10 protein-coding genes, 1 tRNA gene and 1 pseudogene are annotated in these 11,372 nt (G+C 72.4%); 8 read left to right on the top strand and 4 right to left on the bottom strand.

Annotation, left to right across the window (positions count from 1 at the left end):
• The 8 genes and pseudogenes from plsX to ROTAS13_RS12040 form a co-directional block, all read left to right on the top strand.
• On the top strand, positions 1-944 hold a 944-nt coding region (plsX, locus tag ROTAS13_RS12005; RefSeq protein WP_075822462.1), incomplete at its 5' end, for a phosphate acyltransferase PlsX.
• Positions 945-958: 14 nt separating this feature from the next.
• Positions 959-1,921, top strand: coding sequence for a beta-ketoacyl-ACP synthase III (locus ROTAS13_RS12010; protein WP_019460257.1), 963 nt, complete (start codon positions 959-961; stop codon positions 1,919-1,921).
• A gap of 247 nt (positions 1,922-2,168) precedes the next feature.
• Positions 2,169-2,498, top strand: a complete 330-nt coding sequence (locus tag ROTAS13_RS12015; protein ID WP_019460256.1) for an integration host factor subunit alpha — start codon at positions 2,169-2,171, stop codon at positions 2,496-2,498.
• A pseudogene (locus ROTAS13_RS12020) lies at positions 2,498-2,806 on the top strand (MerR family transcriptional regulator); the annotation flags it as partial. The gene ROTAS13_RS12015 and the pseudogene ROTAS13_RS12020, both read left to right, overlap by 1 nt.
• Positions 2,807-2,998: 192 nt before the next feature.
• Positions 2,999-3,075, top strand: a tRNA-Pro gene (locus ROTAS13_RS12025).
• 244 nt (positions 3,076-3,319) lie between these two features.
• Positions 3,320-4,624: an ArgE/DapE family deacylase gene (locus tag ROTAS13_RS12030; protein WP_075822464.1), complete on the top strand. Its 1,305-nt coding sequence runs from the start codon at positions 3,320-3,322 to the stop codon at positions 4,622-4,624.
• Complete coding sequence (locus tag ROTAS13_RS12035) at positions 4,621-5,871, top strand: Zn-dependent hydrolase (RefSeq protein WP_027297169.1); 1,251 nt, start codon at positions 4,621-4,623, stop codon at positions 5,869-5,871. The genes ROTAS13_RS12030 and ROTAS13_RS12035 overlap by 4 nt, the downstream gene beginning before the upstream one ends.
• Before the next feature lie 5 nt (positions 5,872-5,876).
• Positions 5,877-7,376, top strand: coding sequence for a M81 family metallopeptidase (locus ROTAS13_RS12040; protein ID WP_075822465.1), 1,500 nt, complete (start codon positions 5,877-5,879; stop codon positions 7,374-7,376).
• 446 nt (positions 7,377-7,822) lie between these two features.
• On the opposite strand, the gene ROTAS13_RS12045 is transcribed toward ROTAS13_RS12040, so the two are convergent.
• The 4 genes from ROTAS13_RS12045 to ROTAS13_RS12060 all read right to left on the bottom strand — a co-directional run.
• Positions 7,823-9,454, bottom strand: coding sequence for an NTP transferase domain-containing protein (locus ROTAS13_RS12045; RefSeq protein WP_075822466.1), 1,632 nt, complete (start codon positions 9,452-9,454; stop codon positions 7,823-7,825).
• Positions 9,451-10,158 carry an XdhC family protein gene (locus ROTAS13_RS12050; protein ID WP_019459796.1) on the bottom strand — a complete coding sequence of 236 codons (708 nt, stop codon included), beginning with the start codon at positions 10,156-10,158 and terminating at the stop codon, positions 9,451-9,453. Before ROTAS13_RS12050 ends, ROTAS13_RS12045 begins: the two co-directional genes overlap by 4 nt.
• Positions 10,155-10,499 carry an XdhC family protein gene (locus tag ROTAS13_RS12055; RefSeq protein WP_019459797.1) on the bottom strand — a complete coding sequence of 115 codons (345 nt, stop codon included), beginning with the start codon at positions 10,497-10,499 and terminating at the stop codon, positions 10,155-10,157. Before ROTAS13_RS12055 ends, ROTAS13_RS12050 begins: the two co-directional genes overlap by 4 nt.
• Positions 10,496-11,372 (bottom strand): VWA domain-containing protein (locus ROTAS13_RS12060; protein ID WP_075822467.1); only part of this gene is annotated, 877 nt, incomplete at its 5' end. The genes ROTAS13_RS12055 and ROTAS13_RS12060, both read right to left, overlap by 4 nt.

Consider the following 11,372-nt stretch of genomic DNA (forward strand, 5'->3'; position numbering starts at 1 on the left):
CCGAGGCCATCCCGGGCGACATGAAGCCGACCGCCGCGCTGCGTGTGCGGGGCTCCTCCATGCGCATGGCGATCGACGCGGTGGCGGTCGGCGAGGCGGCGGGCGTCGTCTCCGCCGGCAACACCGGCGCGCTGATGGCGCTGGCCAAGATCGTGCTGAAGACCCTGCCGGACATCGACCGTCCCGCCCTGGCGGCGATCGGCCCCTCGGCACGCGGCGACGTGGTGCTGCTCGACCTGGGCGCCAACGTCCAGTACGACGCGCGCAACCTGGCCGAGTTCGCGGTCATGGGCGATGCCTTCGCCCGCGCCGTGCTGGGCCTGCCGGCGCCGACCATCGGGCTGCTGAACGTGGGGTCGGAGGAGCTGAAGGGCGACGAGCGCGTCCGCCAGGCCGCCGAGATCCTGCGCGACAGCCATCTCGGCCCCAATTTCCGCGGCTTCGTCGAGGGCCACGACATCACCGCCGGCACGACCGACGTGGTGGTGACGGACGGCTTCACCGGCAACATCGCCCTGAAGACGGGCGAGGGCGCCATGAAGCTGATGGGCGGGCTGCTGAAGCAGGTCTTCACCTCGACCATCCTGGCGCGGATCGGCTACCTGCTGGCGCGGCCGGCGCTGGACCGGCTGCGCGAATACATGGACCCCCGCCGCTATAACGGCGCGGTGTTGGTCGGGCTCAACGGCGTGGTGGTGAAGAGCCATGGCGGCACCGACGCGCTGGGCTTCGCCCATGCCGTGGACGTGGCGCTGGACATGGTGAGCCACGGCTTCAACGAACGCATCCGCGAGGGTGCCGCCCTGCTGCGGCGGGGCCCCGCGGCGGCCGCGCCGGAAGACGGGTCCCCCGCCGTCCCGCCTGACGGTGCGTCCAAGCAAGAACCGGGTCGCGACACGCCCGGCCACGAAACCCCGGGCCTCTCCTCCACCGCCCTCCGCTGAAGAATCGACCGCCCATGCGCGCCATCATCGCCGGGACCGGCGGCTACCTGCCCGAACGTGCCCTCAGCAACGAGGAACTGGCCCAGGCCTATGGGCTCGACACCTCGGATGAATGGATCCGCGAACGTACCGGAATCCGCCGGCGGCATATCGCCGCGGAAGGGGAGACGGCCTCCTCCATGGGCGCGGCGGCGGCCCTGCGGGCGCTGGAGCAGGCGGGCATCCCGGCTGCCGAGGTGGATGCGGTGATCGTCGCCACCTCGACCCCGGACAGCGCCTTTCCTTCCACGGCGGCGCTGGTCCAGGCGGCGATCGGCGCCCCGTCCGGCATCGCCTTCGACCTGTCCGCCGCCTGCACCGGCTTCGTCTATGCCCTGGGCATGGCGGAATCCCTGATGCGGGGTGGGCAGGCGCGCACCGTGTTGGTGATCGGCACGGAGGTCTATTCCCGCATCGTGGACTGGTCCGACCGCGGCACCTGCGTGCTGTTCGGCGACGGCGCCGGGGCGGCGGTGCTGCGCGCCTCGGAGGACGGGGATCGCGGCCTGCTCTCCTGGCACCTGCATGCGGACGGGCGCTTCGCCGACATCCTGCATGTCGAGGGCGGCGCCGGCAGCACCGGCGGCCCCGGCCTGCTCCGCATGGCGGGGCGGGAGGTCTTCCGCCACGCCGTCTCCAAGCTCGCCGCCGTGGTGGACGAGGCCCTGGCGGCGAATGGGCTGGACCGTTCCGCCGTGCAGTGGCTGGTGCCGCACCAGGCCAATCTCCGCATCATCGAGGCCATGGGCAAGAAGCTCGGCCTGCCGCGGGAGCGGGTGGTGGTGACCGTGGACCGCCACGCCAACACCTCCGCCGCCTCGATCCCGCTGGCCCTGGCCGAGGCCACGCGCGATGGCCGCATCGCGCGCGGCGACCTGGTGCTGATGGAGGCCATCGGTGGCGGCCTGACCTGGGGCGCGGCGCTGGCGCGCTACTGACCCGCCTGCGCGGCCTGCCTTTCCGCACCGGACTCCGTCGCCGCCCCCTGCCAGGACGGGGCGCTGCGCCCTCCTTTCACGCCAGCCGCCTCTTGCCGAGGCAAGGCGCACACACGCTTCTGCGTGACGCGGGCATTTCTGTGGCTTCCGTGCCGCAGTGTTGTGCCGAATCCCCGTTCGTGGTTGACGCTCGCCCAAGGGGCGGTTTTCACTCCATTTCCATGGGCAACCCGGGGTATGGATGGGCATGCAGACCGTCACGCGCGCGCATCTCGCAGACGCGATCTACGCGCAGGTGGGACTGTCCCGGAACGAGAGCGCCGCGCTCCTGGAGGATGTCCTGGAACGGATCTCGGCCAGCCTCGCGGCGGGCCATCCGGTGAAGCTTTCCGCCTTCGGCACCTTCACGGTGCGCCAGAAGGCCCAGCGCGTCGGGCGCAACCCGAAGACCGGGATCGAGGTGCCGATCTCGCCCCGCCGCGTCCTGTCCTTCCGGGCGAGCCAGGTGCTCAAGGCACGCATCAATGGCGACGCCCCGCCCACGGACGGGGAGGCCGATTCCCAGGATGATTATTGATGCCCTCTGAGGTGATGGAAGACACCCCGCTCCGCCCGCGCAAGGCGCCCACGGCCTTCCGCACCATCAGCGAAGTCGCGGAGGACCTGCATATCCCGCAGCACGTGCTGCGCTTCTGGGAAAGCAAGTTCCCGCAGGTGCGCCCGCTCAAGCGCGGCGGCGGCCGCCGCTACTACCGGCCGGACGACATCGCCCTGCTGAAGCGGATCGGCGACCTGCTCTACACCCAGGGCTATACGATCAAGGGCGTGCAGCGCCTGCTGCGCGACAGCGGCGCCGAGTCCACGGCGAACCCGCCCGCGCCGGAAACGCCGATCGGGCGCGAGGACCTCCTGGCCGAATGCCTGGAGGAGCTGGAATCCATCGCCGCCCGCATCCGCTTCATCACCCGCGGCAACAGCCGGGAATTCTGACCGGCCACCACTTTTCCGCCGCCGCCGCGAAGCATTTGGGGCAGGGGGCTTGGCGGGGCGGTGCGCCGATGCTAGACGGCCTCCGCACGGAGCGTAGCGCAGCCTGGTAGCGCATCAGTCTGGGGGACTGGGGGTCGTGGGTTCGAATCCCGCCGCTCCGACCATTCCCGAACACCCCGAAATCCTCCTCCCGAACCGGTTGCCGAGCACTTGGGCACCGTCCACGGCATTTGCCGCGCTTCCGGCCCTATCCTCTTGTTTGTTGCCCGAAAAACGGCGCTGCGCGGTGTTTCCGGCGCCATGGCTTCGGGTCTAGCCTCCGCCCCCGGCATTCACCGGAGGCAAGATGGCCCAGTCCCTGGTCGGCGGCACCGCCGCATCCCTTCTCGATGGACAGGGGCACCAGCCGTGACGCTCGACCCCGGCCTCCGCCGCGCGATCCTGGACGCCGTGGCTTCGCTGGAGGCGGATTCCGTGGAGCGTCTGGCGCGCCTCGTGCGCTGCTCCTCCACGCTGGGCCAGGAGCAGGGCGCCCTCGACGAGATGGCGCGCAACTTCGAGGCGCTGGGCCTTGCCCCGCGCCGCGTGCCGACCGATCCGGCGGCCCTGAAGGACCATCCAGGATTCTCGCCGCCGCTGATCCCTTATGACGGCCGCGACAATGTCGTGGCGGTCTTCACGCCCCGCGGGAAGCGTGGCCGCAGCCTGGCCTTGCAGGGCCATGTGGACGTGGTGCCGGAAGGCGCCGCTGACCTGTGGGTCACGCCCCCCTATGAGCCGGACGTGCGGAACGGGCGGATGTACGGGCGCGGCGCCGGCGACATGAAGGCCGGGATCGTCTCCTATCTCACCGCCTTCGAGGCGCTGCGCCGGGCCGGCGTGCAGCCCGCCGCCGAGGTGCAGATGCAGGCGGTGATCGAGGAGGAATGCACCGGCAACGGCGCGCTCGCCGCCATGCTCGCCCTGCCGCGCACGGATGCGGTGATCATCCCGGAGCCGGGCCCCGGCTTCGCCGCCGTCTATTCCGCCGAGGTCGGCGTGATCTGGGCCTGGGTCACCGTCACCGGCCGCCCGACCCATGTGCGGGAGATGCATGCCGGGGTGAACGCCATCGAGGCCGCCGGGATCATCGCCGCCGGCTTCAAGGACTACGAGGCGGAGATGAACCGCGCCGAGCGGGTCCATGCCTCCTTCCACGGCGTGAACCATCCGGTGAACGTCAACCTGGGCAGCTTCGAGGGCGGGGAGTGGAACTCCTCCGTGCCGACGCGGGCGCGCGTCGGGCTGCGGGTCGGCGTCATGGTCGGCTATCCGGCGGCGCAGGCGAAGGCGGATATCGAGGCGCTGGTGGCGAAGCTCGCCGCCGACACGCGGCTGCGCGGCACGCAGGTGAAGCTGGAGTTCAAGGGCTTCCACGCCGAGGGCTGCGTCTTCGACATGGACAGCGAGATCGTGCGCTTGGCCAAGCACCACTACGCGGATTCGGCGGGCGAGGAACTGCGCCACTACGCCGCCTCCGGGCTGACCGACGGGCGGTTCTTCACCCTCTACCAGGACACGCCCACGGCGGTCTTCGGGCCCGACGCGCAGGACATCCACGGCATCGACGAGAGCGTCGGCCTCGCCAGCATGCACGACATCACCCGCACCATCGCGCTGACCATGGCCGAGTGGTGCGGCGTCGAACCCCTCGCGCCAGGAGCCCATGCATGAGCGCCAGCAGCAACCTTCCCGTCTCCGGCACGCGGCTCTGGGACTCGCTGATGGAGATGGCGCGGATCGGCGGCACGGCGAAGGGCGGCTGCAACCGCCAGACCCTGACCGCCGAGGATGGCGAGGGGCGGAAGCTCCTGGCCCGCTGGGGCGAGGCGATCGGCCTCACCGTCACCACCGACCGGCTGGGCAACATGGTGCTGCGGCGGGAAGGGCGGGACCCGTCGCGGCCCGCCGTGGCCATGGGCTCGCATCTCGACACCCAGCCCACCGGCGGCAAGTTCGACGGCGTGCTGGGCGTGCTGGCGGGCCTTGAGGTGATGCGGGCGCTCGACGAGGCCGGCATCGAGACCGAGGCGCCGGTCGTGCTGGTCAACTGGACCAACGAGGAAGGCGCCCGCTTTTCCCCGCCGATGATGGGCAGCGGCGCGGCCATGGGGATCTTCACGGAGCAGGAGATCCTCGACAAGCGCGATGCCGGGGGCGCCCGCTTCGGCGACGCGCTGGAGGCCATCGGCTGGAAGGGCGAGGCCGATCCCGCCGACCTCCGGAAGCTCGGCGCCTATTTCGAGCTGCATATCGAGCAGGGGCCGGTGCTGGAGCGGGAAGGGATGGACATGGCCATCGTGACCCATGCCCTGGCGCAGCACTGGCTGGAGGTGACGGTGCGCGGCGCCGACTCGCATGGCGGCGGGCAGATGCAGGGGCGGCGCGACTCCCTCGTCGCGGCCGCCATCCTGATGCAGGCGGTGGAGGAGATCGCCCTGGCCGCCGGGGGCGACGGGCGCGGCACGGTGGGCGTGGTGAAGGTCACGCCTTCCTCGCGCAACGTCGTGCCCTCCGAGACCTGGTTCAGCGTGGACATGCGCCATGGCGACCCGGAGGCGCTGAAGGGCATGGCCGATGCGCTGAAGGCCCGGGGCGCCGAGGTGGCGGCACGGCGCGGCGTCGAGGTCGAGGTCGAGGACTTCTGGTACTCGCCGCACACGCCCTTCGCGCCGGAACTGGCGGAGCGGCTGCGCGAGGCCGCCCGGCGGCGCGGCTACCGCCACAGGGACATGGCGACCGGCATCGGGCACGACGCGGTCTATGTGGCGCAGAAGGTGCCGACCGGCTTCGTCTGGGTGCCCTGCCATGGCGGCATCAGCCACAACGAGGAAGAGAGCATCACGCCGGAATGGGCCGAGGCCGGGGCCAGCGTGCTGGCCGATGCGGTGCTGGCCACGGCCGGCGTTTCGAGGGGCTGAGGACCATGCGTATCGCCATCGGCGGCTTCCAGCACGAAAGCCATTCCTTCGCCCCGCGCCCGGCGACCTGGGCGGATTTCCTGGCCCCCGGCGGGGCGCCGCCGCTGCAGCGCCCGGCCACGATGCTGGAGGTGATCCGCCCGACCAGCTTCCCGGCCGCCGGAGCCATCCGCGCCGCCGAGGCCCGGGGCATCGCGGTGGCGCCGCTGAGCTGGGCCACCACCGGCCCTTCCGGCCCCCTCACGCCCGAGGCCTTCGAGCGCATGGCGGCGCTGCTGCTGCACGACCTGCAGGACGCCATGGCGCAGGGGCCGCTGGACGCGATCTACCTGGAGCTGCACGGCGCCATGGTGGCCGAGGGCTTCGGCGATGCGGAGGGCGAGCTGCTGCGCCGCTTCCGCGCCGTCGCTGGCGACATCCCGATCGGCGCCAGCCTGGACCCCCACGCCAACCTGACCGCCGCCATGGTGGCGCACAGCGACATCCTCGTGCCCTACCGCACCTATCCGCATGTGGACGGCGCGGAATGCGGCGCCCGGACGGTGGAGCTGCTGCTCCGCCGCATCGAGCGCGGCGCGCCCTTCGCGAAGAGCTTCCGGCAGGCGGAGTACTGGACCCCGATCACCGGGCAATGCACGCTGGTCTCGCCCATGGCCGATGTCATGGCGGAACGGGCACGGCTGGAGGCGGCGGTGCCGGGCGTGGTGGAGCTCGGCTTCTGCTTCGGCTTCCCCTATGCCGATTTCGCCGATTGCGGCATGGCCGTTGCCGCCTATGCCGAGAGCCAGGAGACCGCCGACACCGCCGCCGAGGGCTTCCTCGCCGATCTCGCCCGGCGGGAGGCGGATTTCGTGCCCGACCTGCTCGACGCCGCCGAGGCCGTCGCCACCGCCATCCGCCTGTCGCGGGAGATCAACGGCCCCGTGGTGATCGCCGACACGCAGGACAATCCCGGCGGCGGCGGCCATGGCGACACGACCGGGCTGCTGCGGGAACTGGTGCGCCAGGATGCACAGGATGCCACCGTCGCGCTGATCAACGATGCCGGAAGCGCCGCGGCGCTGCATGCGGCGGGCGAGGGGGCCGCCGTCACCCTCGCCCTCGGCGGCAAAACCGATGGCGCCCCGGCGGAGGTGACCGGGCTGGTGACTCGCCTGTCGGACGGCCGCTTCACCTGCACCGGGCCGATGGCGAAGGGCAACCGGGTCGATCTCGGCCCCTCGGCCCTGCTGGCTGTGGGCGGGGTGAAGGTGATCGTCACCAGCCGCAAGATGCAGGCGCTGGACCAGGCGTTGATCCGGCATTTCGGCGTGGACCCGGCGGCGGAGCGCATCCTGGCACTGAAATCCAGCGTGCATTTCCGCGCGGATTTCCAGCCTATCGCCGGGCGCGTGCTGGTGGCCGTGGCGCCGGGACCGGTGGTGGCCGACCCCTCGACCCTGCCCTTCCGACACATCCGTCCGGGTGTGCGGCTGAAGCCGGGCGCGAATGCGGTGACGGGCTGAACAGCGGCCCCGGAAGGGGATGACCCTTCCGGGGCGGCATCCCATGCCAAGGCGCGGTTCCGGAAACTGCCCTTGCTCTCCGCCCATTCCCATGCCATAGGAATAAAATCAACGCACCACCACGCCGCCGCATGATCCGCAGCTCCCACCGGCACGTCACAGGTGGCGATCTCCAGCGGCCCATCGTCGCAGTGGTCTCGAACCGGTTCCCGACACCAGGGATGGCAGGGTGCCGCACGCACCTGCCGCCGCGGCATCACCCGCAACGGGGAAGAGCTGGAGCGGCTCCCGTCCGGACGGATAAAAGTCTAAAATCCTAAAACGTTAAAGAAACCCATCTGGCAGCCTACCCTGTCCCGCGAAAGCGGAAAGGCGGACGCTTCCGACCCCGCGCCGTCCGTCCAAGCTCTCCCGTGCCCAGGGACCACGGCATTCCGCCACCCGTCTCAGGCCGGGGCATCCAGCCGGGCCAGGGCCTCCGGCGTGTCGAAGTCGCGCAGCACGGAATCCTCCGTGACCGGGACGGCGGCCAGCCGGGCGGCATGGCGGGCCAGCAGCCCGCGCGCCCCGCGGTCGCCGCACAGGGCACCGATCTCGGCAAAGAACTCCCGGCCCCAGAGGACCGGATTGCCCGGCTGTCCCTCATGGACGGGTTGCACCACGCTCCGGCCCGCCGCCGGGTCGAAGCCATCCAGGATGCGGTCCAACGTGCCGGGTCCGACCAGCGGCATGTCGCCGAGGCAGACCAGGACGCCCTCGCATTCCTCCGGAACCGCCCCCAGCCCGGCACGGAGCGAGGCGGAAAGCCCCTCGGCATGATCGGGCGCGTGCACGAAGCGGACCGGGCGCCCGGCCAGGGCGGCCTCCACGCGCTCGCGCTCATGGCCCGTCACCACGATCACCGGCTCGGCCCGGCTGGCCAGGACATGGTCCACGGTGCGGGCGATCATGGGCCGCCCGGCGGCATCCCCGGCCAGCAGCTTGTTCACCGGCCCCATGCGCCGCGACAGGCCGGCGGCGAGCACCAGCGCGGCCACGGGACGGTGCCCGGGGCGCGGCAGCGGCTCGGCCCGTCCGGCGGCGGCGCGGGGCAGAGGTCGGGTCTCGATCTCCATCAGCAGCCCGCCCGCTCCCAGCCGCTGGATGTCGCGCCCGGTCACCGGGATGCCGGCGGCGAGGCGCTGGAGCACCCAGTCGAAGCCGTTCAGCGCCGGGCTGCGGGCACAGCCGGGCAGGACCAGGGCCGGAAGCCCATCCAGGCTGCCCAGGCAAAGCAGGTTCCCCGGGTCCACCGGCATGCCGAAATGCGCGATCTCGCCGCCCGCCCGGGTGATGGCGGCCGGGCCGATATCGCGCCGGTCCACCACGGCCGAGGCGCCGATCACCATCAGCAGCTCCGCCCCCGCCGCGCGCAGGCGGCGCAGGGCCCCGGCGATGGCGGCCTCGTCATGCGGCACGCGCTCGGCGGGCAGGAGCTCGCCGCCCACCGCCGCGATCCGCGCCCGCGTGGCCTCCAGCGTGTTGTCCAGGATGCCGGGCTTCATCCCCGGCAGATGGCTCATCACCAGCCCCGCGCGCAGCGGGCGATAGGGGTGGAAGGACAGGGCATGGCCGGCCCGGGCCAGCGCCTCGGCCTCGGCCAGCACCGCGCCCGGCACGGCGAAGGGGATGACCTTGATGGTGGCCGCCATCTCCCGCGCCGAAAGCGGGGCATAGGTTGGCTGGGTGGCGAGCGTCAGGCTCTCGTCCAGCGCGTTCAGCCGGTCGATCAGCGCCACGTCCAGCGCCAGCAGGCCCGGCCCGGCGGCAAAAAGGTTCACGCGCCCGGTCGCGGCGCGGGAACGGGTGAGGCCGGGCCGCAGCAGCGCCTCGGCCAGCCGGCCCGCCGCCTCGTCCTCCGGCACGTCGCCCGGCTCCAGCCGCGCGGCGATGACCGCGCTCTCCCCGGCCGCCGCCAGGGCTTCGAGCGCGGCATGGTCCAGCACCGTGCCCTTCTTCAGCACGCGCCCCGGCAGGCGGTGGGTATGCGCCAGAATGGCGCCGGCCGCGTCCTCCAGCGGGGTGAGGCCGAAGATCACGTCCTTTGCCCGAGCGTGGCGCCTCGGCGCACCGCCACGATCTCGGCCAGGATGGAGACCGCGATCTCCGGCGCGGTGACTGCGCCGATGTTCAGCCCGACCGGCGCATGGATGCGGGCCGCCGCGGCCTCGCCATGGCCCAGCTCGGCGAGGCGGGCGAGGCGCTTCGCATGGGTGCGGCGGCTGCCCAGCGCACCGATGTAGAAGGCCTCGCTGCGCAGGGCCGCGTCCAGCGCGGCGTCGTCGAATTTCGGGTCATGGGTCAGCGTCACCACGGCGCTGCGCGCGTCCGGGCCCAGCAGGGCCATGGCGTCGTCCGGCCATTCATGGATCAGCGCGGCCCCCTTCGCGAAGCGCTCCTCCGTGGCGAAGGCACGGCGCGGGTCCACCACCGCCACGGCGAAGCCCGCGGCCACCGCCATCGGCACCAGCGCCTGGGCGATATGCACCGCGCCCACCAGGATCAGCCGCAGCGGCGGGTTGTGCGGATGGACGAACCAGCTCTCCCCCGCCACCTCGGCCATGCGCGCCGCATCCCCGGCCAGCGCGGCGCGGGCGGCCTCGGCCAGTCCGGGCGCGATGTCCTCCGTGTCCTCGCCGGCGCCCCAGAGGCGCTGCGCCCCGTCCGGCAGGCGGGTCAGCAGGGCGACCGGGCGTTTCTCCGCCTGGGCGGCGCGCAGCCGCGCGAAGATGTCCGTCCTCACCCGCGTTGCTCCCCGAGGCGTTCCACGAAGACCTTGAGCTTGCCGCCGCAGGCGAGGCCGACCTCCCAGGCGCGCTCGTCGGAAATGCCGAAATCCAGCAGCTGGGGCACGCCGTCGCGCATCACCGCCTGCGCCACCTCGGCCACCGCGCCCTCGATGCAGCCGCCGGACACGGAACCGGCGAGGCGGCCGGAGCCGCTGACCGCGAGGCGGGAGCCGGGCGGCCGGGGTGAGGAGCCCCAGGTCTCCACCACCGTGGCCAGGGCCACCTCCTCGCCCTCCCGCCGCCAGGCCTCGGCGGCGGCCAGGATGTCCTCACCCATCACGGGGGTATCGCTCATGCGGGCCTCCTTGGCCTGGCCTTACGGGGCGCGGCATCGCGGGGTGGGCCGCCCGAGGAGCCACCCTGGGCGGACAGCGCCTCCACCAGCGCGCGCAGGCTGTCGAGATTATGCACCGGGCGATGCTCGTGGACATGCGGCAACAGCGCCCGGATGCCCTGGGACCTGGGTTGGAACCCGGCATAGCGCAACAGCGGATTCAGCCAGATCAGCCGCCGGCAGGAATGCGCCAGCCGTTCCGCCGCCTCGCCCAGCCCTTCGCCGCCGACGCGGTCGAGCCCATCGGTGATCAGCAGCACCACGGCGCCCTGGCCCAGTACGCGCCGGGCCCAGTCGCGGTTGAAATGCTCCAGCGCCTCGCCGATCCGCGTACCGCCGGACCAGTCCGGCGCGGTGCGGCCGACCATCTGGAAGGCGACCTCCGGATCACGGTGGCGAAGCTGCCGCGTCACATTGGTCAGCCGCGTGCCGAAGAGGAAGGTATGGACCCGGTCGCGATCATTGGTCACCGCATGGAGGAAATGCACCAGCACCTGGGCATAACGCGCCATGGAGCCGGAGATGTCGCAGATCGCCACCAGCGGCGGCGGCCGCTCCATCCTCCGGCGGCGCTCGATGGCCAGGATCTCGCCGCCCCGGCGCAGGCTGGCCCGCACCGTGGCGCGCAGGTCGCTGCGCGGCCCGTGCGGGTCGGGCCGGAAGCGCCGGGTCGGACGCGCGGCGAGCGGCAGGGCGAGGCGGCGGATCTCCCGCTTGGCGGCGGCGATCTCCTCGGCGCTCATCGCCTCGAAATCGAGCTGGCCCAGCCGCTCCGCGGCGCTGACCGAGAGGCTGGCCTCCTCCGGCTTGTCCTCCCGCTCGCCCCCTGCGGGG

Origin of the sequence: Roseomonas sp. TAS13, assembly GCF_001950415.1 — a bacterium.
Classification (GTDB): domain Bacteria; phylum Pseudomonadota; class Alphaproteobacteria; order Acetobacterales; family Acetobacteraceae; genus Roseomonas; species Roseomonas mucosa.

Bases quoted from the DNA above. Each gene is read 5' to 3' on its own strand.
- ROTAS13_RS12010 (WP_019460257.1), top strand. From the start codon at position 959: ATGCGCGCCATCATCGCCGGGACCGGCGGCTACCTGCCCGAACGTGCC.
- ROTAS13_RS12015 (WP_019460256.1), top strand. From the start codon at position 2,169: ATGCAGACCGTCACGCGCGCGCATCTCGCAGACGCGATCTACGCGCAG.
- ROTAS13_RS12035 (WP_027297169.1), top strand. From the start codon at position 4,621: ATGAGCGCCAGCAGCAACCTTCCCGTCTCCGGCACGCGGCTCTGGGAC.
- ROTAS13_RS12040 (WP_075822465.1), top strand. From the start codon at position 5,877: ATGCGTATCGCCATCGGCGGCTTCCAGCACGAAAGCCATTCCTTCGCC.
- ROTAS13_RS12055 (WP_019459797.1), bottom strand. From the start codon at position 10,499: ATGAGCGATACCCCCGTGATGGGTGAGGACATCCTGGCCGCCGCCGAG.